Below are 23,770 nucleotides of genomic sequence, written 5' to 3' on the forward strand. Positions count from 1 at the left end.
TTGAGCTAGCGAGGTTTCATGGTTGAGGTCGAACGGCGCTCCTACGACGTAGTCGTGATCGGTGCCGGCGGCGCTGGGTTGCGTGCTGTCATCGAGGCACGCGAGCGCGGCCTGAAGGTCGCGGTGGTGTGCAAGTCGTTGTTCGGCAAAGCGCACACGGTGATGGCCGAGGGCGGTGCCGCGGCGGCCATGGGCAACGCCAACCCGAAGGACAACTGGAAGACCCACTACGGCGACACCATGCGCGGCGGCAAGTTCCTGAACAACTGGCGCATGGCAGAACTGCACGCCAAGGAGGCGCCGGACCGGGTCTGGGAGCTGGAGACCTACGGCGCACTGTTCGACCGCACCAAAGACGGCAAGATCAGCCAGCGCAACTTCGGCGGGCACACCTATCCGCGGCTGGCCCACGTCGGTGACCGCACCGGCCTGGAGCTGATCCGCACGTTGCAGCAGAAGATCGTCTCGCTGCAGCAGGAGGACCACGCCGAATTCGGCGACTACGAGGCGCGCATCAAGGTCTTCGCCGAATGCACGATCACCGAGTTGCTCAAAGATCAGGACCAGATCGCCGGGGCGTTTGGCTACTGGCGTGAAAGCGGCCGGTTCATCCTGTTCGAAGCCCCGGCGGTGGTGCTGGCCACCGGTGGGATCGGCAAGTCGTTCAAGGTGACGTCCAACTCCTGGGAGTACACCGGCGACGGGCACGCGCTGGCGCTGCGGGCCGGCGCATCCCTGATCAACATGGAGTTCGTCCAGTTCCACCCGACCGGCATGGTGTGGCCGCCCAGCGTAAAAGGGATCCTGGTCACCGAGGGTGTGCGCGGCGACGGCGGGGTGTTAAAGAACAGCGAAAACTCTCGTTTCATGTTCGACTACATCCCGCCGGTGTTCAAAGGCCAGTACGCCGAGAGCGAGCAAGAAGCCGACCAGTGGCTCAAGGACAACGACTCGGCCCGGCGTACTCCGGATCTGCTGCCCCGCGATGAGGTCGCGCGGGCGATCAACTCCGAAGTCAAAGCCGGTCGGGGCACTCCACACGGCGGCGTCTACCTGGACATCGCATCCCGGCTGACGCCCGAGGAGATTAAACGACGGCTGCCGTCGATGTATCACCAGTTCATGGAGCTGGCCGGGGTGGACATCACCAACGAGCCGATGGAAGTCGGGCCCACCTGTCACTACGTGATGGGCGGCGTCGAGGTCGACGCCGATACCGGCGCGGCTACGGTTCCCGGGCTGTTCGCCGCCGGCGAGTGCTCCGGCGGTATGCACGGCTCCAACCGGCTGGGCGGGAACTCGCTGTCGGATCTGCTGGTTTTCGGCCGGCGGGCCGGCTTGGGTGCCGCCGACTACGTGCGGGCGCTGAGCAGCCGCCCATCGGTGTCGCAGGATGCTGTCGACGCCGCCGCCAAGCTGGCGCTCAAGCCGTTCGAGGGGCCGACGGACGGCTCGGCGCCGGAGAACCCGTACGCATTGCAGATGGATTTGCAGCACGTGATGAACGACCTGGTCGGCATCATCCGCAAAGAAGACGAGATCACCAGGGCATTGACACTGCTGGACGAGCTCTGGAAGCGGTACCAGAAGGTGCAGGTGGAAGGGCACCGTCAATACAACCCGGCCTGGAACCTGGCCATCGATCTGCGCAATATGCTGCTGGTCAGCGAGTGCGTGGCCCGGGCCGCCCTGGAACGCACCGAAAGTCGGGGCGGTCACACCCGTGACGATCATCCCGGCATGGACGCCAACTGGCGCAACACCTTGCTGGTCTGCCGCGCCGCCGGCGATGGCGACACCGGCGACGGTTCCCACGTCACCATCACCCGGGAGCCACAGGTGCCGATGCGACCGGACTTGCTGGAACTCTTCGACATTTCCGAGCTGGAGAAGTACTACACCGACGAAGAGTTGGCCGACCATCCAGGACGGAGATCGTAATGGGTTACAACGCTTGCTTGCGGGTGTGGCGCGGCGACGAAAGCGGTGGTGAGCTCCGCGAATTCACCGTCGAGGTCAACGAGGGCGAAGTGGTGCTAGACGTCATCCACCGTCTGCAGCAGACCCAGACCCCTGACCTCGCCGTGCGGTGGAACTGCAAGGCGGGCAAGTGCGGATCCTGCTCCGCGGAGATCAACGGCAGGCCGCGGTTGATGTGTATGACCCGAATGTCGACATTCGCCGAGGACGAGGTGGTCACCGTCACGCCGCTGCGCACCTTCCCGGTGATTCGCGACCTCGTCACCGACGTGTCGTTCAACTACGAAAAGGCACGCGAGATACCGTCTTTCACGCCGCCGAAGGATTTGCAGCCGGGCGAGTACCGGATGGCTCAGGCCGACGTCCAGCGCTCGCAGGAGTTCCGTAAATGCATTGAGTGCTTCCTGTGTCAGAACGTCTGCCACGTCATCCGCGACCATGAGGAGAACAAGCAGGCATTTGCCGGGCCGCGGTTCTTGATGCGGATCGCCGAACTCGAGATGCATCCGCTGGACACCCATGACCGGCGCAAGGAAGCTCAGGAAGCCCACGGCCTGGGATATTGCAACATCACGAAATGTTGCACCGAGGTGTGCCCGGAAAACATCAAGATCACCGACAATGCGCTGATCCCGATGAAGGAACGCGTGGTCGACCGCAAATACGACCCCGTCGTGTGGCTGGGTAACAAGCTGTTCCGGCGCTAGCCTCGGGCTAGCCCAACGCTAGCCCCCCATGGGCTCCGTTAGGCCGACAGCGGCATCCGGTACCCCTCTTATGCGTGGCGTCGGGTCAAGCCCGCCCGCAGCTCGGAAAGGCAGGAGGAAATGATGCGCGAAACCAAAAGCATTAACGACATTCGAACGCCAATCAGGGAGTTGTCGGTCCGCGCGAACGCCGCCCACAAGGAAGGGCGACACGACGACCCGGCCGAAATCGAACGCCGCATCCAGGGCTTCTGGGAAGAGCTGGCCGAGCCCCGGTAGCGGCCAGCCTAAGGCGGGCCGTCGCGCAGTGATCGAGGTTATCCGAGCGGTGCTCAGACGCCGAGCCGACGAAAGACGCTGCGGTGGAAGACGATCGGTGCGACGTCGGCATCCACGGTGACCTGATTGACCCGCAGCACAACGATGGTGTGATCCCCGGCCGGGATCAATTGCTCGATCGCACTCTCCAGCCACAGGCTGGTGCCCTTGACGAAGACCGCGCCGCTGTCGCTGGACACCGTCTCGAGCCCGGCGAACCGATCCCCGGTCTTGGCCGCCAGGGTGCGCGCAGCCTCGTCATGGGTTTCGCCCAGCACACTGATGCCCAGCGTCGGGGCAGCCTTGAGTCTGGGCCACGTCGTCGAAATGTTCTGCACACAGAACGACACCAGCGGCGGGTCCAGCGAGACGGGAACGAAGGTGCTGGCAGCCAGGCCTTCCCGGATCCCGTCGATTTCGGCGGCGATAGCCACCACCCCGGATGGGAAGTGTCCGAAAGCCTCACGCAGGGAGGACGGTGTCAGGTTGCTGTGTGAATTCACCGGACCTCATTCGCCCCTCGAGCCGAGGACGGATTTCTCGCAGCCGACACTACCCGGCGCGATATCGGGGGACATATCCGTACCGGGATGCCACATCCGGGTCGTTTTTCACCTGCGCCAGTGCGAACAGCCGCCGCGCCGCCTGGGGCATCCTGGCGAAGAGCTCTCGGACATGCCCGTGGCCGGCCACATAGCAGAAGCCCAGCCGATGGGCGGCCTTGCGCAGGGGGCTGTGCAGGTGACCGGTCGGGGCTTGCAGATCCACTACCGGTAACGCCGTGACGCCTCTCACGTTCGCATAGCGAGCGTCATCGTCGCAGGTAGCAGCGCCTGCCGAGGATGACGACAGGCGGAATCCAACCGGTTGGTTGGTTCGCACGTGAAATGTAGCTCACAGTAACTTGCGTACAACTACGCCGCCGATATATTTTAGCGGTGTTACTGGTGGGTAACTTTGACTAGTACCCAACCGCAAGTGGCATTCTCAACGAGGAGGACCGTAGTGAGCCACTACAAGAGCAACGTCCGCGACCAGGTTTTCACCCTGTTCGAGATGCTGGGCGTTGACAAGGCTTTGGGCAAGGGCGAGTTCAGTGACCTGGACGTCGACACCGCCCGGGAGATGCTGGTCGAGGTCAGCCGATTGGCTGAGGGACCGGTTGCCGCATCGTTCGTCGAGGGCGACCGCAACCCGCCGGTATTCGACCCGAAGACGCACTCGGTGACGCTGCCGGAGGCGTTCAAGGATTCCGTCCGCGCGGTCATGGACGCCGGCTGGGACAAGGCCGGTGTCGAGGAGGTGCTGGGCGGGATGCCGATGCCCAAGGCGTTGGTCTGGGCGCTGCACGAGCACGTTCTGGGTGCCAACCCGGCGGTGTGGATGTACGCCAGCGGCGGCGGCTTCTCCAGCATCCTCTACCACCTCGGCACCGAGGAGCAGAAGAAGTGGGCCGTGCTGGCCGCCGAGCGCGGCTGGGGGTCGACGATGGTGCTCACCGAGCCGGACGCGGGCTCGGACGTGGGTGCCGGACGCACCAAGGCCGTCCAGCAGGAGGACGGCTCCTGGCACATCGACGGCGTCAAGCGATTCATCACCTCCGGGGACTCCGGCGACCTGTTCGAGAACATCTTCCACCTGGTGCTGGCTCGTCCCGAGGGTGCCGGCCCGGGCACCAAGGGGCTGTCCCTGTTTTTCGTGCCGAAGTTCCTGTTCGACCCGGAAAGTGGCGAGCTCGGTGCCCGTAATGGCGTCTTCGTCACCAATGTCGAGCACAAGATGGGTCTCAAGGTGTCGGCGACGTGTGAACTGTCGCTGGGACAGCACGGTGTGCCCGCCAAGGGTTGGCTGGTCGGCGAGGTACACAACGGCATCGCCCAGATGTTCGAGGTCATCGAGCAGGCCCGGATGATGGTCGGCACCAAGGCCATCGCAACGCTGTCGACCGGCTACCTCAACGCGCTGGAATATGCCAAGTCGCGCGTGCAGGGCGCCGACCTGACCCAGATGACCGACAAGACCGCGCCGCGGGTGACCATCACGCATCACCCCGACGTGCGCCGGTCGCTGATGACCCAGAAGGCCTACGCCGAGGGTCTGCGTGCGCTCTACCTCTACACCGCCACCTTCCAGGACGCGGCGGTTGCCGAGGTGGTGCACGGCGTGGACGCCAAGCTGGCCGCCAAGGTCAACGACCTCATGCTGCCGATCGTCAAGGGTGTGGGTTCCGAGCAGGCCTACGCCAAGCTCACCGAGAGCCTGCAGACCCTCGGTGGCTCCGGCTTCCTGCAGGACTACCCGATCGAGCAGTACATCCGGGACGCCAAGATCGACTCCCTCTACGAGGGCACCACCGCCATCCAGGCGCAGGACTTCTTCTTCCGCAAGATCGTCCGGGACAAGGGTGTGGCGCTGGCCCATGTATCGGGCCAGATCCAGGAGTTCGTCGACAGCGAGTCCGGTAACGGCCGGCTGAAGACCGAGCGGGCGCTGCTGGCCAAGGCGCTGGCCGACGTCCAGGCCATGGCGGCCGCGCTGACCGGCTATCTGATGGCTGCCCAGCAGGACGTCACCAGCCTCTACAAGGTGGGCCTCGGTTCGGTGCGCTTCCTGATGAGCGTCGGCGACCTGATCATCGGCTGGTTGCTGCAGCGTCAGGCCGCGGTGGCGGTGGCGGCTCTCGACGCGGGTGCCACCGGCGACGAGCGCGCCTACTACGAAGGCAAGGTCGCGGTGGCGTCGTTCTTCGCCAAGAACTTCCTGCCGCTGTTGACCAGCACCCGCGAGGTGATCGAGACCCTCGACAACGACATCATGGAGCTCGACGAGGCTGCTTTCTAAACCACCCATCCAACAGCCAGATCCCCCGTTTCCTCGTTGAAACGGGGGATCTGCGTCTGGTGGGGCATCCGGAAAAGACCGCCGCTGGATCCCCTCGCTCCAGCGGCGGCCCTTTTCGTACGCCCGTCGTTAAGGACTGCCGACCGGCGGTCGACCAACGGATTGCCCCGCGCTGCGGCCAGGGTCGGGGGGTCAGACCACAACGCGGGGCTACCCGAGGTAACAATTACCCATCGACTCCGGGTAATAAACCCGCCGGCAAATCTTTTCGTTTCGCGGACTTTGGGCCGACTTGTTCAGGCCGCGTCAGGCCTCCAGGATCGCGGCGACGCCCTGGCCACCGGCCGCGCAGATCGAGATCAGCGCACGAAGGGGCTTACTCGAGCCACCTTTGCCCGCCGCCTTCTTCTCACTCAGTTGCTTGGCTGCCTGAGCCAGGATCCGCCCGCCCGTCGCGGCGAACGGGTGACCGGCGGCCAATGACGAACCGTTGACGTTGAGCTTGGAGCGATCGATCGCGCCCAGCGCGGCGTCAAGGCCCAACCGCTGCTTGCAGTACTCCTCGGATTCCCACGCCTGCAGGTGTGCCAGCACCACCGAAGCAAACGCCTCATGGATCTCGTAGAAGTCGAAATCCTGCAGCGTCAGCCCGTTTCGGGCCAGAAGGCGCGGCACGGCGTAGGTTGGCGCCATCAGCAGACCGTCGCTGCCGTTGACATAGTCGACGGCCGCGGCCTCAGCATCCACGAGGTAGGCCAGCGGTGACAGCGAATGGTCAGCCGCCCACTGCTCACTGGACAGCAACACCGCGGAGGCGCCGTCGGTCAACGGAGTCGAATTGCCCGCCGTCATCGTCGCATCGCCGGCCTTCACCCCGAAAACCGGACGCAAGGTGGCTAACTTCTCGGCGCTGGAGTCAGGCCGCATATTGTCGTCGCGGTACAGCCCCAGGAACGGCGTGACCAGGTCGTCGAAGAACCCGCGGTCGTAGGCGTTAGCCATATTGCGATGGCTGGCTGCGGCCAGCTCGTCCTGGTCGACGCGTTTGATGCCCATGTGCTTGGCGGTGATGGCCGCATGCTCTCCCATGGACAGCCCGGTCCGCGGCTCGCTGTTGGCCGGGATCTCCACACCGAGGCTGGCCGGCAGGGTGCCCAGCAGCTTCAATCGCTGCACAGTGGACTTGGACCGGCGCAGCTTGAGCAGGTTCCGGCGCAGGTCGTCACCCAGGCCGATCGGCGGGTCGGATGTGGTGTCCACCCCGCCGGCAGCAGCCACCTCGTAACGACCGGCCGCGATCCCGTCGGCGGCGACGATCGCGGCCTGCAGGCCGGTGCCGCAGGCCTGTTGCAGGTCGACGGCCGGTGTGTACGGCGACAACTCCGAGCCCAGCACACAGTCGCGCATCAGGTTGAAGTCGCGGCTGTGCTTGAGCACCGCGCCGCCGGCCACCAAACCCAGGCGTTCACCGCGCAGGTTGAACCGGTCTACCAGTCCACCCAGCGCCGCGGTGAACATGTCCTGGTTGGACGCGTCGGCGTAAGCGCCGTTCGACCTGGCGAAGGGGATGCGATTGCCGCCCAGGACGGCGACTCGACGCCTGGACTCGGAATTCTGTTGAGCAGCTGCGGGCACTTTGCGTTCTCCGGGAATCTGCGGGTTCTGTGGTCTATCGGAGGTCCTACGGATTTTTGGGCATCAACCGTTGCAGGCCATACTACCCACTGTTCTTACTCTCAAGTAAGTTCATCCTCGATACGGTTGCTGATAGCAACACATACCCGACACGGAAGGCAGCTCAGTGGCTCCCAAGCTCTCGTCCGATCTGTTCTCGCAGGTTGTCAGCTCCCGACCCGGATCGTTCGTGGCCAAGCAACTCGGTGTCCCGCAACCTGAGACGCTGCGCCGGTATCGGCCGGGAGATCCGCCCTTGGTCGGATCGCTGCTGATCGGAGGGGACGGCCGGGTGGTCGAGCCGCTGCGCGCCGCCCTGGACAATGACTACGACGTGGTGAGCAACAATCTCGGCGGCCGCTGGGCCGACTCTTTCGGCGGGCTGGTCTTCGACGCCACCGGCATCACCGACCCAGCCGGGCTCAAGAGCCTGCACGAATTCTTCACACCGCTGCTGCGCAATCTGGGCGCCTGCGCGCGGGTGGCGGTGGTGGGCACCACTCCCGAAGCGATCACCGACACCCACGAACGGATTGCGCAGCGCGCGCTGGAGGGCTTCACCCGGTCACTGGCCAAGGAGTTGCGGCGCGGCAGCACGGTCACGCTGGTGTACCTGTCGCCCGACGCCAAGCCGGCAGCCACCGGGCTCGAATCGACCATGCGGTTCATCCTGTCGGCCAAGTCGGCCTACGTCGACGGTCAGGTGTTCTATGTCGGAGCGGCCGATTCCACCCCGCCGGCCGACTGGGACCGCCCGCTCGACGGCAAGGTGGCCATCGTGACCGGCGCTGCCCGCGGCATCGGCAAGACGATCGCCGAGGTGTTCGCCCGCGACGGCGCCCGGGTGGTGGCGATCGACGTGGAGTCCGCCGAGGAGGCTTTGGCCGAGACCGCCAGCAGCGTGGGCGGCACGCCGCTGTGGCTGGACGTCACCGCCGACGACGCCGTCGACAAGATCACCGAGCACCTACGCGACCACCACGGGGGCAAGGCCGACATCCTGGTCAACAACGCCGGTATCACCCGCGACAAGTTGTTGGCCAATATGGACGACGCCCGCTGGGACTCGGTGATCGCCGTCAATCTGCTTGCCCCGCTTCGGTTGGTCGAGGGCCTGGTCGGAAACGGCAGCATCGGAGAGGGCGGGCGAATCGTCGGGTTGTCGTCGATCGCCGGCATCGCGGGCAACCGCGGACAGACCAACTACGGCGCCACCAAGGCCGGCATGATCGGCATCACCCAGGCGCTGGCGCCGGAGCTGGCCGACAAGGGCATCACGATCAACGCCGTCGCACCGGGATTCATCGAAACGCAGATGACGGCGGCCATCCCGCTGGCCACCCGCGAAGTGGGCCGGCGGCTGAACTCGCTGATGCAGGGCGGGCAGCCCGTCGACGTGGCCGAGACCATCGCCTATTTCGCCAGCCCGGCGTCAAATGCGGTGACCGGCAACGTTATTCGGGTCTGCGGCCAAGCCATGATCGGCGCTTGAGCGGCTAGGAGGATCCGGTGAACCAGCCAAGCGGCCTGAGAAACATGCTCCGCGCGGCGGCGGGGGCGTTGCCCATGGTGCCGCGCGGCGGCCAGCTGCCCACCCGCACGGTCACCGTCGAGGAGCTTCGGATCGACCACGCCAACGTGGCCGACTACGCGGCGGTCACCGGTCTGCGCTACGGCAACGACGTTCCGTTGACCTACCCGTTCGCGTTGGCGTTTCCCTCGGTGATGGCATTGGTCACCGGTTTCGATTTCCCGTTCGCCGCAATGGGATCGGTACACACCGAGAACCACATCACCCGGTACCGGCCGATCGCGGTGACCGACACGGTCGGCGTGCGGGCGCACGCCGAAAACCTGCGAGAGCACCGCAAGGGCTTGCTGGTGGACCTGGTGACCGAGATCAGCGTCGGCAACGAGCTCGCCTGGCAGCAGGTGACGACCTTCCTGCATCAGCAACGCACCAGCTTGTCCGGCGAACCGAAACCACCGCCGCAGAAACAGCCCAAGCTGCCCCCACCGGCTGCCCTGCTGCGGATCACGCCGGCCCGAATCCGCCGCTATGCGGCCGTCGGCGGAGATCACAACCCCATCCACACCAATCCGATCGCGGCGCGATTGTTCGGCTTCCCCACCGTCATCGCACATGGGATGTTCAGCGCCGCAGCGGTTTTGGCGAACATCGAGGCCCGGCTGCCGGACCCGGTGCGGTATTCGGTGCGGTTCGGCAAGCCGGTGCTGCTGCCGGCCAGCGTCGGCGTCTACATCGACGAAGCCGATAACGGCTGGGACCTGTCGTTGCGCAACATGCCGAAGGGGTATCCGCATCTGACCGGGACGTTGCGGCCGCTGTAGCGATCAGCCCGCGCGATGGTCGAGGTGTGGGAGCCGGCGGCCGACAGCGAGCCGCTTCAATGCTTCCGCACCGACCGCGGTGACCAGAAAGACCACCAGCATCCAAATCGGTGGCCGCGCCAGCTCCCAGACGAAGATCGCCGCCCAGGTGGGCGAGCCCTGGGTGACCGCAAGCACACCGGCGGCACCCGCCAGCGAGATCACCGGTCCGTGCAGGTGCGTGCCGGTCGCCTCGTTGAGCGTCAGCACCAGCAGCGACCCCGCCGCAGCGCCGGTGGCCAACGACGGTGTCAGCAGCCCGCCGGCTCCGCCGGCGCGCAGGAACAGCGCGGTCAGCAACGGCTTCAGCACCAAGATCACGGCCGCCGACGACAGCGTCATCCCGCTGGCCAGACTGACCGTCAGGATGCTCTTGCCGTTTCCGGGCAGCTGGGGCCACCAATGCGAGCAGATGCCGGTCAGCAACCCCGCGGCCGCCAGCGCGGGGATCAGGATCCAGGACCGCAGCAGGGTGCGCGGCCGCGCCGCGGCCATGATCCGGTTGAACGTCAAACCCACCACCAGCGCGAAGGGCGCCAGCAGCAATCCGTGCGCGCTGAGCAGATAGGTCGATTCGGCACGGGGCCAGTCGAGTTCGGGACGATCGTGGGTGACCGCCGAACCGATCGCGACGGCCAGGCTGGACGTGATCAGTGCCGCCCCCACCGCCCGCAACCGCCAGGTGTTGAGCATGATCCGCAGCGCGAACAGCGCCCCGGCCAGCGGGACGGCGTAGACCGCCGCCAGCCCGGCCCCGGCGGCACACGCCAGCAGGATCTCCCGATCGCCGGGTGACAGCCGCCGGAGCCACCGGCTTCCCACATCGGTGAGGGCAGCGGCGAATTGGCGTGGCGCGCCTTCGCGGCCGAGCGAGGCGCCGGAGCCCACCAGCACGATCTGAAGCGCGGCGTCGATGCTCCACGACACCGGCGGTATCCGCTCATGCCGAGCGATGGTTCCGGCCAGCGGCGGCACCCTGGTGCTGCGGCGCAAGACCCGCCAGCCCAGCCCCGCCAGAGCGGCGCCGACCATCGGCCCCACCGCGCGCCGGACCGGACTGCTGCCGGTGATCCCATCGAGCAGCGAGCCGAAAGTGTAGTGGTAGGTGAGGTGTTCGACGAAGCGCAGCACCACCGTCGTCGACAAACCGGCGAGCCCGGCCAGCAGGCCGGCGACGATCACCGCGCAGAAAAAGTCGAGGTTGGGGCGGGCCGGCCGGTTAGGCACCGCACGAATCTAGCTTGCGGCGAAGTTGGGACCCAGGTTCGGGCCGGTGTCGCGCTCCGCGGGCGCGCCCTTGAGGCCGTGCCAGAACAAGTCGATCATCATCTCGGCCGCCTCGTCGACGTCGATGTCGCCGACGCTGAGCCGGGTCCCCACCGCCTCACCCGCCCCTACCAGCGCAACCGCCATCATGTCGATTTCGGCGTCCGACCGCGGGCTGCGGGTCCCGGCGTGCAGCATCCCGGCGACCAGGTCGATGATCTGCTCACGACCCTCGCGCACCGTCTGGGCGAACGCTTGCGAGCTGGTGGCCTGGGTGTACATCACGATCCACGACGCCCGGTTGGTGTCGATGTAGCGCAGGAACGACACGATGGCGTTGCGCAGCAAGTCTTTTGGGCTCACGGTCAGGTCGATGTCGGCGCGCAGCGCGTCGATGAACCGGTTCATCTCACGGTTCAGGCAGGCGCCGAACAGGTCTTCCTTGGAGCCGTAGTACAGGTACAGCATCGGCTTGGAGATTTGCGCCGCGGCGGCGATCGTGTCCATCGAGGTCTCGTGATAGCCGTTTTCCGAGAACATCTGTACGCCGGCATCCAGCATCTGCTGCTCGCGGACAGCACGCGGTAGCCGCTTCGTACCACCTGCCATTGCCGTGCACCCTCCAGCCGATCGATCTGACTCCAGGGTAGGCAATGCGGTCGTCAGCTAATGACCACAGTTCGGGGAGACGTTCTTCATCGCGGCCAGCCGCACCACCGATTCGTCGACCGAGGGCATCTGCAATTCGCCGGCAGCCAGCGCCTGTTCCAACCGGTCCAGGACGGCGGGCACCTCTTTGGTGGTGACCCACAACGCGATATCGGTGCCGGCCTGCAAGGTGCGTAACACCGCCTCAGCCACGCCGTAGCGGTCCGAGATCGCGGCCATGCTGGACAGGTCGTCGCTGAACACCGGGCCGCCGAAGGCGGGGCCGCCATATCCGGTGCCGGTGCGCAGCAGGTCCACCGCGGCCTTGCTCAGGCTGGCCGGTTCGCTGCCGGTCAACCCGGGAACCTGCAGATGGCCCACCATCACTGCGACCGGGGTCTGGGTCAGCAGGGTGCGGTAGGGCACCAGGTCGCTGGCCACCAGCTCACTCAACGGCGGCGTGGTCACCCCGCCGGTGTGCGAATCACCCGAGCCGCGACCGTGGCCCGGGAAGTGCTTGAGCACCGGCAGCAGCTCGGCATCGCGCAGCCCCTGCGCGTAGGCGCCGGCATAGGCGGTGACCTTATCCGGATCCGAACCGAACGAGCGGTCCCCGATCACCGTGTCGTCGGGGGCGTCGGTGACGTCGACCACCGGCGCGAAGTCGACGGTGATACCCAGTTTCTTCATCTGCCGGCCCCGCTCCAACGCCAGATCGTGGACCTGGGCAACGGTTCGAGTTTGGGCCAGCTCCCGCGCCGACGGCCCTCTGCCGCCGAGCAGCGAGTGCAACCGCGACACCCGGCCGCCTTCTTCGTCGACGCCGACGGCCAGCGGCAGCGGGCCGGCCCCGGCGGCGAGGTCGGCCAGCGGACCGTTCAACATGGACAGGTCGGTGTCACTGCCGATCAGGATGCCGCCGACGCGATAGGTGCTCACCACCGCCTTGGCGTCGGCGGCGTCGCGCACCCCCACCATCAGCAGCTGGGCCAGCTTGTCCCGGGTGGACAACGACGCCGGCACGGCCGTCGGGTCGGCACACACCCGTGGTGCCGGAGCGGCGACCGGGGGCGGGCCGGGCGGCGTGCTCGACGCCGACGTCGACGACGATCCGCTTCGGGTGCCGCCGTGGCCGCAGGCGGCCACCAGCACTGAGATGGCCGCAAGCACCGTCAGTGTGCGCGGAAAAGCCATCCGGACATGCTGTCACGGTGGTGTTTCGGCGCCGGGTTTGGGGGCAACCACCGTTACGTTGTCGACCGACCGACCCGTAGGACGACCCCGCCAGCCAGGAGCGCGGGTTCTGCTAGGTTGGCGGCTAGGTTTTTCCCGTCACGACCTCACGCCTCAAGGAGCCAACGATGAACCGGATCATCGCGCCCGCCGCCGCGAGCGTGGTGGTTGGTCTGTTGCTGGGCGCGGCCGCAATCTTCGGTATCACCCTGATGGTGCAGCAGGACACGAAGCCGCCACTACCCGGGGGCGATCCGTCGTCGTCAGTGCTCAACCGGGTCGAGTACGGCAACCGTAGCTAGTCCGGCGGCGTCGGCTTCGAAGGTCAGCGCGGCGGCGCTAGCGGCAGACCCGCCGGTGACGCCCCTGTCCCGCCGGTGGTTGCTGTTGGTCGGGGCGGTGTCGCTGACGCTGACGTTCGCCCAGTCACCCGGTCGGGTCTCCCCCGATACCAAACTCGATCTCACCGCCAACCCGCTGCGGTTCCTGGCGCGCGCGACGAACCTGTGGAACAGCGAGCTGCCGTTCGGCCAGTCCCAGAACCAGGCATATGGCTACCTGTTTCCGCACGGGACGTTCTTCCTGATCGGTCATCTGCTGGGCATCTCGGGCTGGATCACCCAACGGTTGTGGTGGGCGGTGCTGCTCACGGTCGGCTTCTGGGGTTTGCTGCGGGTCGCCGAGGCGCTGGGCATCGGCAGCCCGGCATCGCGGGTGATCGCGGCGGGGGCGTTTGCGCTGTCGCCGAGGGCGCTGACCACGCTGGGGTCCATCTCGTCGGAAACGCTGCCGATGATGTTGGCGCCGTGGGTGCTGCTGCCGACGATTCTGGCCCTGCGGGGCACGCCGGGCCGATCGGTACGGGCGCTGGCGGCCCAGGCCGGTGTGGCGGTGGCGCTGATGGGCGCGGTGAACGCCATCGCGACGGTGGCCGGTTGTCTGCCCGCGGTGATCTGGCTGGCCTGTCATCGGCCCAACCGACTGTGGTGGCGCTATACCGCGTGGTTGCTGGTGGCGCTGGTGTTGGCGACGCTGTGGTGGGTAGTGGCGCTGAGTCAGCTGCGCGGGGTCAGTCCGCCGTTTCTGGACTTCATCGAATCCTCCGGCGTGACGACGCAGTGGTCGTCGCTGGCGGAGGTGTTGCGCGGCACCGACAGCTGGACCCCGTTCGTGGCGCCGGACGCGACCGCCGGGGCGCCGCTGGTGACCGGGTCGGTCGCGATCCTGGGTACGTGTCTGGTGGCGGCGGCCGGGCTGGCCGGACTGGCCAGCCCGGCGATGCCGGCCCGCGGGCGGCTGGTGACGATGCTGTTGGTCGGGGTGGTGTTGCTGGCCGTCGGCTACAGCGGTGGGCTGGGTTCGCCGCTGGCCCACCAGGTGCAGCTGTTCCTGGACGCCGCCGGTACGCCGTTGCGCAACGTGCACAAGTTGGGGCCGGTGGTCCGGCTGCCGCTGGTGCTGGGCATCGCGGGGTTGCTGGCCCGGATTCCGCTCCCGGGTAGTGCACCGAAGGCGTTGTGGCTGAGTGCTTTTGCCCATCCGGAACGCGACAAACGGATCGCGGCGGGAGTCGTCGTGCTGACCGCGCTGGCGGTCAGCACCTCGCTGGCCTGGACCGGGCGGCTTACCCCGCCCGGCACCTTCAGTGCGATACCGCGGTACTGGCATGAGGCCGCCGACTGGCTCAACGCGCACAACACCGGGACACCGGCGCCCGGGCGGGTGCTGGTGGTGCCCGGGGCGCCGTTCGCCACCCAGGTATGGGGCACCAGCCACGACGAGCCGCTCCAGGTGCTGGGCAGCAGCCCGTGGGGGGTACGCGACTCCATCCCGCTGACCCCGCCGCAGACAATCCGGGCGCTGGACTCGGTGCAACGCTTGTTCGCGGCCGGACGCCCATCGGCCGGCCTGGCCGATACCCTTGCCCGCCAAGGCATTTCATATCTGGTGCTGCGTAACGATCTGGACCCCGAGACGTCGCGCTCGGCACGCCCGATCCTGGTGCACCGCGCGGTCGCCGGCTCACCCGGGCTGGCGAAGGTGGCGGAGTTCGGCGCGCCGGTGGGCCCCGGCTTGCTGGCCGGGTTCGTCAACGACAGCGGACTGCGGCCCCGCTATCCCGCTTTAGAGATATACCGAGTGATATACCGGGTCGGTGAGTCGCTTTCGGCCGGGGCGCCCTACTTCGTCGACACCGACCGGCTGCCTCACGTCGACGGCGGACCCGAAGTGCTGCTGCGTCTCGACGAGCGGCGGCGGCTGTCGGGCCAACCGGGGCTGGGTCCGGTGCTGCTGACGGCCGACGCCGTCGCCGGCGGGCTGCCGGCACCGCTGGTGACCGTCACCGACACTCCGGTGGCCCGCGAAACCGACTACGGCCGGGTGGATCAGCACTCCTCGGCGATCCGGGCGCCCGGGGACGCCCGGCATACCTACAACCGGGTGCCCGACTATCCGGTCCCCGGCGCCGACCTGGTGTACGGCGGGTGGACCGGTGGCCGCGTCACGGTGTCGAGCTCGTCGGCGGATTCCACCGCCATGCCCGACGTGGCCCCGGCCACCTCGGCGGCGGCCGCGATCGACGGCGACTCGGCGACCGCCTGGGTGTCCAACGCACTGCAGGCCGCCGTCGGGCAATGGCTGCAGGTGGACTTCGATCATCCGGTGGCCAACGCCGTCATCACCCTGACGCCGAGTGCTACCGCCGTCGGCGCGCAGATCCGGCGCATCCTGGTCGAGACCGCCACCGGCAGCACCACCCTGCGGTTCGACGAGGCGGGCAAGCCGCTCACCGCGGCGCTTCCCTACGGCGAAACGCCCTGGGTGCGGGTTACCGCGGCCGCCAGCGACGACGGGTCCGCCGGGGTGCAGTTCGGTGTCACCGACCTGGCGATCACCCAGTACGACGCGTCCGGGTTCGCCCATCCGGTGCAGTTGCACCACACCGTGGCGGTACCCGGGCCGCCGGCGGATTCGACGATCGCGCGCTGGGATCTGGGGTCCGAACTGCTGGGCCGGCCGGGTTGCGCGCCGGCGCCCGAAACGGTGCGCTGCGCCGCGTCGATGGCCCTGGCGCCCGAGGAGCCGGTCAACTTCAGCCGCACGCTCACCGTGCCGCGCCCGACGACGGTGACCCCGACGGTGTGGGTCCGGCCCAGGCAGGGGCCCAAACTTGCCGATCTGATCGCCGAGCCGGACACCACCCGCGCGCGCGGCGATTCCGATGTGCTCGACGTCCTGGGCTCGGCTTACGCCGCCACCGACGGCGACCCCGCCACCGCGTGGACCGCGCCGCAGCGGGTGGTGCAGTACAAGTCACCGCCGACCCTGACCCTCACCCTGCCCCGGCCCACCGAGGTGGCCGGACTCCGCCTGCTGCCCACCCGGTCGGCGTTACCCGCCCACCCGACGATGGTGGCCGTCGACCTGGGCGACGGGCCCCAGGTGCGTGCGGTCGCTCGCCACGGCGAGCCGCAGACGCTGTCGTTGCACCCCCGCGTCACCGACACGGTCACCATCAGCCTGCTCGACTGGGAAGACATCATCGACCGCAACGCGCTGGGCTTCGACCAACTCAAGCCTCCCGGCCTGGCCGAGGTGACCGCGCTCGGCGCCGGCGGTGGTCCGATCGCGCCCGCGGACGCCGTGCGGAACCGATCCCGGGAGATCACCGTCGACTGTGAGCACGGCCCGGTCATCGCGGTGGCCGGCCGTTTCGTGCACACCTCGATTCGGACCACGGTGGGCACGCTGCTCGACGGCGAACCGGTTGCGGCGCTGCCCTGCGAACGCGACCCGATCGCCCTGCCGGCCGGCCAACAGGAGCTGTTGATCAGCCCGGGAGCGGAATTCGTTGTCGACGGCGCCCAGCTGTCGGCGCCGGAAGCAGCCGAATTGCCCACCACCACAATGGTTCCCGCGTCAACCGGGGTGTGGGGACCGGGCCGTCGGGAAGTGCGGGCGCCCGCCTCGGCAACCCCGCGAGTGCTGGTCATTCCGGAAAGCATCAACCCCGGCTGGGTGGCGCGTACCAGTAGCGGAGCCCGGCTGACCGCGGTCGCGGTCAACGGCTGGCAGCAGGGCTGGGTGGTGCCCGCCGGTGATCCCGGCACCATCACCCTCACCTTCGCGCCCAACTCGGTGTATCGATGCGGCCTGGCTTTCGGGCTTACGTTGCTGCCGGTGCTGGCCCTGCTCGCGTTCTGGCGGCGGCGAGGGCAGGACTTCGGCCATGCGGCCGTACGCCCCTGGGTACCCGGGCCGTCGGCGACGGTCGCGGTGCTGGCGGCCGGCGCGGCGATCGCCGGGGTGGCGGGAGTTGCCGTGGTAGGCGCCGCCCTCGGGCTGCGGTATGTGTTGCGCGACCGGGAACGGTTGCTCGGCCGGATCACCGTCGGGGTGAGCGCGGGTGGTCTGATTCTGGCCGGGGCAGTATTGTCTCGCCATCCGTGGCGCTCGGTGGACGGCTACGCCGGCCATTCGGCCAGTGTCCAACTGCTGGCCCTGATTTCGATCGCGGTGTTGGCCGCATCGGTGTCGATGCGGACCAAGGATGAGAGTCCCGGCCAGGACCCCGAACAGGAGATTTGACGTGGCGTTCTTTCGCAGCACCGGGCCAATTGCCATGGCGCACCGGGGGTTCACCTCGTTCAGGCTGCCCAAGAACAGCATGGCGGCGTTTCACGAGGCGGTGAAGCTCGGGTTTCGCTACCTCGAGACCGACGTTCGCGCCACCCGTGACGGCGTCGCGGTGATCCTGCACGACCGCCGGCTCCCGCTCGCGTCCGGAGTTCCGGGTGCGATCGACCAGTTGTCCTGGCGGCAGGCCAGTGCCGCGGATCTGGGCTCCGGAGAACCGATTCCGACGCTCGAAGAACTCCTTGTCACCTTCCCGGACGCGCGGGTCAATATCGACATCAAGGCAGAGTCGGCCATCGAACCGACCGTCGCGGTCATCGAGCGGTTGAAGGTGCACGACCGGGTGCTGATCGCGTCGTTTTCCGACCGGCGTCGCCAGCGGGCCGTGCGTCTGCTCACCCAGCGGGTCGCCAGCGCGGCGGGTACGGGCGCGTTCATGGCGTTCATGGCGGCCCGGTCGGCGGGCCGGCGGGCGTATGCGCAGCGGATGCTGCGCGACAGCGACTGCGTGCAGTTGCCGCCGCGGCTGGGCGGCGTGCCGGTGATCACGCCGGCGTTGCTGCGGGCCATGCATGCTTGCGGACGTCAGGTGCACGCCTGGACGATCGACGACCCCGCGGCCATGCATGCGCTTCTCGACATCGGTGTGGACGGCATCATCACCGATCGCGCGGACCTGCTCCGTGAGGTGCTTGCCTCGCGGGGAGAGTGGTAGGGGGTGCGGCAGCTGTTGGCTACCGGTTTGCCGACTGGTTAACTGGATACGCGGTCACCGTCCGAGGAGTACTGCCATGGGATGGTTTTCGGCACCCGAATACTGGCTGGGCAGAATGGTGCTCGAGCGGGGCGCGGCGGTCATCTACTTGACCGCGTTCGTCGCCGCCGCGTTGCAGTTCCGGGCGCTCATCGGAGAGCAGGGAATGCTGCCGGTGCCGCGATATGTGGCCGGCAGGTCCTTCTGGCGAACACCGAGCCTCTTTCACCTTCGCTATTCCGACCGATTGTTCGCCGGCGGGTGCTGGTTCGGCGCCCTGCTGTCGGCGGCGGTCGTCGCCGGTTTGGCCGACTTGGTTCCGTTGTGGGCCGCCATGCTGATGTGGCTCGCACTGTGGGTGCTGTATCTGTCGATCGTCAACGTGGGCCAGGTGTGGTACGGATTCGGTTGGGAGTCATTGCTACTCGAAACCGGATTCCTGATGATCTTCCTGGGCAACGCCCGGGTGGCACCGCCGATTCTGACGCTGTGGCTGGTGCGCTGGCTGTTGTTTCGGGTCGAGTTCGGCGCGGGTCTGATCAAGATGCGCGGTGACCCGTGCTGGCGCAACCTCACGTGCCTGTACTACCACCATGAGACGCAACCCATGCCGGGGCCGCTGAGCTGGTTCTTCCATCACCTGCCCAAGCCGCTGCACCGGATCGAGGTGGCGGGCAACCATTTTGCGCAGCTGGTCGTGCCGTTCGGATTGTTCGCCCCGCAACCGGTCGCCAGCGTTGCCGCGGCCGTCATCATCGTCACCCAGCTGTGGTTGGTGTTGTCGGGAAACTTCTCCTGGCTCAACTGGCTGACGATCCTGCTGGCGTGCAGCGCGGTCGACCAGGCATCGCTGGCGGCGGTGCTGCCGGTCCCTGCTCAACCCGCGTTGGCCGCGCCGCTGTGGTTCACCGCCCTGGTCTTTGTGTTCGCCGCGGCGGTGTTGATTCTGAGCTACTGGCCGGCACGCAACATGCTGTCCACCCGGCAGCGGATGAACATGTCGTTCAACCCCTTTCATTTGGTCAACACCTACGGCGCATTCGGCAGCATCGGCCGCACCCGCCACGAGGTGGTGATCGAAGGAACCGCCGAGGACGAGCTCACCGGCGACACGGTGTGGAAAGAGTACGAATTCAAGGGCAAGCCCGGCTCGGTGCGCCGAATGCCGCGGCAATGGGCGCCCTACCACCTTCGCCTGGACTGGCTGATGTGGTTTGCCGCCATCTCTGCGGGCTACGCGCTGCCCTGGATGACACCGTTGCTGACGCGGCTGTTGCGCAACGATCCACCGACGCTGAAGCTGTTGCGGTGCAACCCGTTTCCGGATGCACCACCGCGATACGTGCGTGCTCAGCTTTATCGGTATCGCTTCACCACTTTTCAGGAGCTGCGACGGGATCATGCCTGGTGGCATCGCACATTGGTGGGTAGCTACGTGCGGCCGATGACCCTTGGGAGAGTGACATCCCCGCACAACGGCTGAACCAAAAGAAAAGGCCCGCGCTTGCCTCCCCGCCACGCTGGACGTGCATCGGCCTGCATCCGGTCTTACGCGATGGTCTCGCCTACTCGGCGCTAAAATGCTTGCCACGTAGCCGTTTTCAGTGAGCCGCAACGCGGCCGCCGATCCTCCGAAGCCGGGATCCGATGACTGCGACGTCGTAGTGGAATTGATTTGGCATCGCAGTCCTCCTACTTGACGCCCGGCATTCGGCGCAGGACCCGAAGGCCGGCGGTCATGATCCGCGCGTAGCGGCCCGCATCAAGCCAGACCGGTGCGCCGACCGGCAGCAGGCACTCGACCGCAATCGTCTGCGATTCGGTGTATTTGAGGATGCCATGCTCGCCGTGGCGGCGCCCGATGCCGGAGGCCTTCATGCCGCCCATCGGTGCATCGACCGATGCCCATGCCGCCGCATAGGCCTCGTTGACGTTGACGGTGCCCGCCTGCAGCCGGGCCGCAACTTGCCGACCGTGCGCGGCGTCGGAGGTCCAGACGCTGAAATTCAGCCCGTAGGCACTGTCATTGGCCTTGTCGATCGCCTCGTCCTCGCTGTCGACGGGGTACAACGAGACCACGGGTCCGAACGTCTCGTCGGCGAATGCGGCCATGCCCTCCCGCACCCCAGAGAGGATGGTGGCCTCGTAGAAGTGCGGCCCGATGTCGGGGCGCGCCCGACCGCCGGCCAGTACCGCGGCGCCCTTGCTCAGCGCGTCGTCGACGTGGTGTGTCACCGTCTTGAGTTGCCGGTCCGAGATCAGCGAGCCCATGTCCGCTGAATAGTCGAGGGCTGCAGAGAGTTTCATCGCCTTGGCGGCGTCGGTGAACTTCTCGGTGAATTGGCCGGACAGCGCTGCCGAAATATAGATGCGTTCGACGGAAATGCACAGCTGTCCCGCGTTGGAGAACGACGCCCGTATGGCGCCGGACACGGCCCGGTCGACGTCGGCGTCGTCGAGGACCAGCAATGCGTTCTTGCCGCCGAGTTCCATCGAGCAATCGATGAGCCGCTCACCCGCCTGCGCCGCGACGGTGCGACCCACCGCGGTCGAGCCGGTGAACATCAGGTAGTCGGATTGGTCGATGATTGACGTACCCAGCTCGGACCCCGAGCCGGTGAGAACCTGGATTAAACCCGTTGGCAGCCCGGCTTTCTCGAGCAATCGCACCGCCCACAGCGCCGAGAACGGTGTCTGCTGATCTGGTTTGGTCAACACTGCGTTGCCGGCGACGATCGCCGGCAGGGCGTCGCTGATGCCCAGGGTCAACGGGTAGTTCCACGGCGAAATGATGCCCACCAGGCCCTTGGGGTGATGCAGTTCGGTCACTTGGGTCAGGGCCAGTTGAGCGCCCTGACGGCGCTTGGGATTGAGGTAATCGGCGGCGGTGTGAGCGTAGTAGCGTGCGGTCAGGCAGACGTCGAGGACCTCTTCGAACGCGTGCCGGCGCGCCTTGCCGTTCTCCAGCTGGATCAGGTCGAGGACTTCGTCCTGGTGCTGCAGCACCAGGTCGTGGAAGCGCAGCAGCACCGCGGCGCGTTCCCGGATCGGCCGCGCGGCCCACGCGGGTTGCACCGCGCGGGCCCGTTCGGCCGCGGCGGCCACATCGTCGACCGTGCACCGCGGAACGTCGCCGAGGGGACGGCCCGTCATCGCGTTGCCGACTTCGAGGCGGTAACCCGCGGCGGCGGCCGTCACCAGATCGGCCAGCTCCTGCAGCAGAACGGAGTCCGCGGTGTCGGCGGAAGCTCTGTCGAGGGTAGTCATGACGTCGCCAGGATGCGGTTCAATGCGAAGCGGCCGGTTTCCTCGTCGACCATCTCCATCGCGATGCGGCGCGCCCGGACCGCGGCCCGGTCGGCCTTGACGTTGATGTCGCGACGCGGCACGGCCTCCTCCCCGAGGCGACGCTGAATCGATGCCAGTACAGCCGAATCCCGCAACGCCCAGTCGCCGAACATGGCCCGCAGGAACTCGGCGACGTGGTCGTCTTCGGTGGCATAGTTGCGGGCCATCTGCAAGAAGACGTGGGTGGCCGCTGGGGATTCGGGTGTGAAGCCTTGAATCCGCAATAACTCGTATGCTCTTCGGTCCTCGGAGTCGATGACGTAGTGCTGGACATGCAGGCCGGGTGAGACGAACGTGCCCTCCTCACGGCGGATGCCCACGGTCTCGGCGGGCAGGCCGGTGACTTGGGCCTCCCAGCCGGCCAGCCGGCTGGGAGGTGTCACCCGCCCGTAGGAGACCGACCGCTCGGAGACCTCGACCTCGTCCAGCGGTGGCAACACCTCGATATCCGGGGGCACCGCCTCGGGATGCATCACGAACACGTCGGTGAGGTCGAGGTAGTGCTCATGCAGCAGCAGGTAGTTCGCCTCGACACGTAGCACCTCGATGGTGCTACCCCAGCCCGTCCCGTCGGCGTACCACGGCACCCGTGGCGGCGGGCGCAACGCCGCGACGCCGGGATCGCCGAGCCAGATCCAGACGAACGGCGGCTGTTCGTGCACCGGGTAGCTGCGCACCCGCGCCCCGGGTGGCACGTTCTCCTGCGACGGCACGTCGACCAGGCAGCCGTCGGGTTCGTAGGCGAAGCCGTGGTAGCCACACACCAGACGATCTCCGTCGCGGCGGCCGGCCGACAGCGGATAGGCCCGGTGGACGCAGCGGTCCTCCATCGCCACCACGTCACCGGAACTGCGGCGGTACAACACGACCGGCCTGTCGAGCAGGCGGCGAGCGAGCAAACCCTGCCCCACCTCGACGCTGGTGGCGGCGACATACCAGCAGTTGAATGGATAGTTGGACCTCATAGGTCGAGCACCAGCCTTTCCGAACGGGAGCGGGAAACGCAGATCATCATGACGTCGCCCCGGGCCTTCTCCGCGTCGTTGAGCACCGAGTCCCGATGGTCGGGCTCGCCCTCGAGCACGTCGCACTCGCAGGTGCCGCACACGCCCTCCATGCAGGACCCGAGCACGTCGACACCCGCCTCCTCGCATACCTGGTAAACCGACTTATCCTGCGGCACAGTCAAAGTCAGACCGGAGCGCTGGCATTCCACTTCGAAGGTCACCAGCGAGTCCGGTGCCAGCGGGTCGAGCTCCTTGGCGGCGAACCGCTCGACGTGCAGGCTGTCCTCCGGCCAGGTGCGGCACGCCTGTTCGACGGCGGTCAGCAGGCCCTCGGGTCCGCAGCAGTACACCAGCGTGTTCGGACCCGGTTGCGCCAGCGCAGCGGTGAGGTTGGCCCGGAAGCTCGCACCGTCACCCGCATCGCGGGCGCACACGGTTACCCGATCTCCGTGCCGCCGAAGTTCGTCGACGAAGGCCATCGACGAGCGTGTCCGGCCGCCGTAGAGCAGGCGCCAGTCGGCGCCGGCCGCCTGCGCCGCAGCGATCATCGGCAGGATCGGCGTCACGCCGATGCCGCCCGCGATGAACAGGTACCGCGGCGAACCCACGAGCGGAAAGTGGTTGCGTGGCCCGCGCACTCGCACGGTTGCCCCTTCGTGCAGCTTGTCGTGCACGAACTGCGACCCGCCGCGACTGTCGGGGTCGAGCAGTACTCCGACGCGCCACTCGGCGCGGTTCGCGGTGTCGCCGCAAAGTGAGTATTGGCGCACCAGCGACGGCGTCATCAGCAGATCGATGTGCGCACCCGGCGCCCACTCCGGCAGGTCGACGCCGTCCGGTGCGGCCAGCGTCAATGCGACGACACCGTCGGAGACGGTCTCGCGGCGGCGCACCTGGACTTCGATCTCGACTTCGCGGTAGGCGGGCCGGGCGCGGGTCGGCTGTTCGAGCGTGGTCATCAGCGC

The 23,770-nt window shown here is 67.3% G+C and carries 19 protein-coding genes; 10 read left to right on the top strand and 9 right to left on the bottom strand.

Features of this window, described 5'->3' with window-relative positions; all coding sequences use genetic code 11:
- The first annotated feature begins 18 nt into the window (after nt 1-18).
- From AWC07_RS20110 to AWC07_RS27750, 3 genes are all read left to right on the top strand, one after another.
- Nucleotides 19-1,941: a fumarate reductase/succinate dehydrogenase flavoprotein subunit gene (locus AWC07_RS20110; RefSeq protein ID WP_036415167.1), complete on the top strand. Its 1,923-nt coding sequence runs from the start codon at nt 19-21 to the stop codon at nt 1,939-1,941.
- Complete coding sequence (locus tag AWC07_RS20115; protein ID WP_036415165.1) at nt 1,941-2,687, top strand: succinate dehydrogenase/fumarate reductase iron-sulfur subunit; 747 nt, start codon at nt 1,941-1,943, stop codon at nt 2,685-2,687. The genes AWC07_RS20110 and AWC07_RS20115 overlap by 1 nt, the downstream gene beginning before the upstream one ends.
- Nucleotides 2,688-2,810: 123 nt before the next feature.
- Nucleotides 2,811-2,966 (top strand): hypothetical protein, encoded by a 156-nt coding sequence (locus AWC07_RS27750; RefSeq protein ID WP_167380111.1) that lies wholly within the window; start codon nt 2,811-2,813, stop codon nt 2,964-2,966.
- A gap of 53 nt (nt 2,967-3,019) precedes the next feature.
- Here the strand turns inward: AWC07_RS27750 and AWC07_RS20120 are convergent, their stop codons facing one another.
- Complete coding sequence (locus AWC07_RS20120; RefSeq protein ID WP_036415163.1) at nt 3,020-3,508, bottom strand: flavin reductase family protein; 489 nt, start codon at nt 3,506-3,508, stop codon at nt 3,020-3,022.
- Nucleotides 3,509-3,557: 49 nt separating this feature from the next.
- Nucleotides 3,558-3,800, bottom strand: a complete 243-nt coding sequence (locus AWC07_RS20125; RefSeq protein ID WP_084293592.1) for a 2-oxoglutarate and iron-dependent oxygenase domain-containing protein — start codon at nt 3,798-3,800, stop codon at nt 3,558-3,560.
- Between the two features lie 210 nt (nt 3,801-4,010).
- Here AWC07_RS20125 and AWC07_RS20130 point away from each other — a divergent pair, with 210 nt between their 5' ends.
- Complete coding sequence (locus AWC07_RS20130) at nt 4,011-5,846, top strand: acyl-CoA dehydrogenase (protein ID WP_036415159.1); 1,836 nt, start codon at nt 4,011-4,013, stop codon at nt 5,844-5,846.
- A 306-nt stretch (nt 5,847-6,152) separates the two neighbouring features.
- Here AWC07_RS20130 and AWC07_RS20135 read toward each other — a convergent pair whose 3' ends face one another.
- A complete protein-coding gene (locus tag AWC07_RS20135) occupies nt 6,153-7,481 on the bottom strand; it encodes an acetyl-CoA C-acetyltransferase (RefSeq protein ID WP_085105204.1) in 1,329 nt (442 codons plus the stop codon).
- A 166-nt stretch (nt 7,482-7,647) separates the two neighbouring features.
- Between AWC07_RS20135 and AWC07_RS20140 the strand changes: the two genes are divergently transcribed.
- On the top strand, nt 7,648-9,012 hold the full coding sequence (locus tag AWC07_RS20140; protein ID WP_036417802.1) for a 3-oxoacyl-ACP reductase: 1,365 nt from the start codon (nt 7,648-7,650) through the stop codon (nt 9,010-9,012).
- Nucleotides 9,013-9,029: 17 nt separating this feature from the next.
- Complete coding sequence (locus AWC07_RS20145) at nt 9,030-9,872, top strand: MaoC/PaaZ C-terminal domain-containing protein (protein ID WP_036417804.1); 843 nt, start codon at nt 9,030-9,032, stop codon at nt 9,870-9,872.
- Nucleotides 9,873-9,875: 3 nt separating this feature from the next.
- Here the strand turns inward: AWC07_RS20145 and AWC07_RS20150 are convergent, their stop codons facing one another.
- From AWC07_RS20150 to AWC07_RS20160, 3 genes are read right to left on the bottom strand one after another with little or no spacing between them, the layout of a single operon-like run.
- Nucleotides 9,876-11,138 carry a chloride channel protein gene (locus tag AWC07_RS20150; RefSeq protein ID WP_036417806.1) on the bottom strand — a complete coding sequence of 421 codons (1,263 nt, stop codon included), beginning with the start codon at nt 11,136-11,138 and terminating at the stop codon, nt 9,876-9,878.
- Between the two features lie 9 nt (nt 11,139-11,147).
- Nucleotides 11,148-11,786 (bottom strand): TetR/AcrR family transcriptional regulator, encoded by a 639-nt coding sequence (locus tag AWC07_RS20155; protein WP_036417808.1) that lies wholly within the window; start codon nt 11,784-11,786, stop codon nt 11,148-11,150.
- 57 nt (nt 11,787-11,843) lie between these two features.
- Nucleotides 11,844-13,019, bottom strand: a complete 1,176-nt coding sequence (locus AWC07_RS20160; RefSeq protein WP_036417810.1) for a glycoside hydrolase family 3 N-terminal domain-containing protein — start codon at nt 13,017-13,019, stop codon at nt 11,844-11,846.
- A gap of 167 nt (nt 13,020-13,186) precedes the next feature.
- On the opposite strand from AWC07_RS20160, the gene AWC07_RS20165 reads away from it, so the two are divergent.
- From AWC07_RS20165 to AWC07_RS20180, 4 genes are all read left to right on the top strand, one after another.
- A complete protein-coding gene (locus tag AWC07_RS20165; RefSeq protein ID WP_067373497.1) occupies nt 13,187-13,360 on the top strand; it encodes a DUF2613 domain-containing protein in 174 nt (57 codons plus the stop codon).
- Nucleotides 13,361-13,415: 55 nt separating this feature from the next.
- Complete coding sequence (locus AWC07_RS20170; RefSeq protein WP_139829800.1) at nt 13,416-17,648, top strand: alpha-(1->3)-arabinofuranosyltransferase; 4,233 nt, start codon at nt 13,416-13,418, stop codon at nt 17,646-17,648.
- A gap of 34 nt (nt 17,649-17,682) precedes the next feature.
- On the top strand, nt 17,683-18,411 hold the full coding sequence (locus tag AWC07_RS20175; protein WP_084293695.1) for a glycerophosphodiester phosphodiesterase family protein: 729 nt from the start codon (nt 17,683-17,685) through the stop codon (nt 18,409-18,411).
- 76 nt (nt 18,412-18,487) lie between these two features.
- Entirely contained in the window at nt 18,488-19,933 is a 1,446-nt protein-coding gene (locus AWC07_RS20180; protein WP_036417813.1) for a lipase maturation factor family protein, read from the top strand.
- 209 nt (nt 19,934-20,142) lie between these two features.
- Here the strand turns inward: AWC07_RS20180 and AWC07_RS20185 are convergent, their stop codons facing one another.
- Genes AWC07_RS20185 through AWC07_RS20195 form a run of 3 tightly spaced genes read right to left on the bottom strand, consistent with a single transcriptional unit; the run spans nt 20,143 to nt 23,764 of the window.
- On the bottom strand, nt 20,143-21,717 hold the full coding sequence (locus AWC07_RS20185) for a succinic semialdehyde dehydrogenase (protein ID WP_084293694.1): 1,575 nt from the start codon (nt 21,715-21,717) through the stop codon (nt 20,143-20,145).
- Nucleotides 21,714-22,763: an aromatic ring-hydroxylating oxygenase subunit alpha gene (locus AWC07_RS20190; protein ID WP_036417815.1), complete on the bottom strand. Its 1,050-nt coding sequence runs from the start codon at nt 22,761-22,763 to the stop codon at nt 21,714-21,716. The genes AWC07_RS20185 and AWC07_RS20190 overlap by 4 nt, the downstream gene beginning before the upstream one ends.
- Nucleotides 22,760-23,764, bottom strand: coding sequence for a PDR/VanB family oxidoreductase (locus AWC07_RS20195; RefSeq protein WP_036413594.1), 1,005 nt, complete (start codon nt 23,762-23,764; stop codon nt 22,760-22,762). The genes AWC07_RS20190 and AWC07_RS20195 overlap by 4 nt, the downstream gene beginning before the upstream one ends.
- Between the last annotated feature and the right edge of the window lie 6 nt (nt 23,765-23,770).

It is taken from the genome of Mycobacterium gastri (genome assembly GCF_002102175.1).
Classification (GTDB): Bacteria; Actinomycetota; Actinomycetes; order Mycobacteriales; family Mycobacteriaceae; genus Mycobacterium; species Mycobacterium gastri.

What these genes read in the sequence shown, in the direction of transcription:
- AWC07_RS20110 (WP_036415167.1), top strand. Translation starts at nt 19, where the DNA reads ATGGTTGAGGTCGAACGGCGCTCCTACGACGTAGTCGTGATCGGTGCC.
- AWC07_RS20115 (WP_036415165.1), top strand. Translation starts at nt 1,941, where the DNA reads ATGGGTTACAACGCTTGCTTGCGGGTGTGGCGCGGCGACGAAAGCGGT.
- AWC07_RS27750 (WP_167380111.1), top strand. Translation starts at nt 2,811, where the DNA reads ATGCGCGAAACCAAAAGCATTAACGACATTCGAACGCCAATCAGGGAG.
- AWC07_RS20155 (WP_036417808.1), bottom strand. Translation starts at nt 11,786, where the DNA reads ATGGCAGGTGGTACGAAGCGGCTACCGCGTGCTGTCCGCGAGCAGCAG.
- AWC07_RS20160 (WP_036417810.1), bottom strand. Translation starts at nt 13,019, where the DNA reads ATGGCTTTTCCGCGCACACTGACGGTGCTTGCGGCCATCTCAGTGCTG.
- AWC07_RS20165 (WP_067373497.1), top strand. Translation starts at nt 13,187, where the DNA reads ATGAACCGGATCATCGCGCCCGCCGCCGCGAGCGTGGTGGTTGGTCTG.
- AWC07_RS20175 (WP_084293695.1), top strand. Translation starts at nt 17,683, where the DNA reads ATGGCGCACCGGGGGTTCACCTCGTTCAGGCTGCCCAAGAACAGCATG.
- AWC07_RS20180 (WP_036417813.1), top strand. Translation starts at nt 18,488, where the DNA reads ATGGGATGGTTTTCGGCACCCGAATACTGGCTGGGCAGAATGGTGCTC.
- AWC07_RS20185 (WP_084293694.1), bottom strand. Translation starts at nt 21,717, where the DNA reads ATGACTACCCTCGACAGAGCTTCCGCCGACACCGCGGACTCCGTTCTG.
- AWC07_RS20190 (WP_036417815.1), bottom strand. Translation starts at nt 22,763, where the DNA reads ATGAGGTCCAACTATCCATTCAACTGCTGGTATGTCGCCGCCACCAGC.
- AWC07_RS20195 (WP_036413594.1), bottom strand. Translation starts at nt 23,764, where the DNA reads ATGACCACGCTCGAACAGCCGACCCGCGCCCGGCCCGCCTACCGCGAA.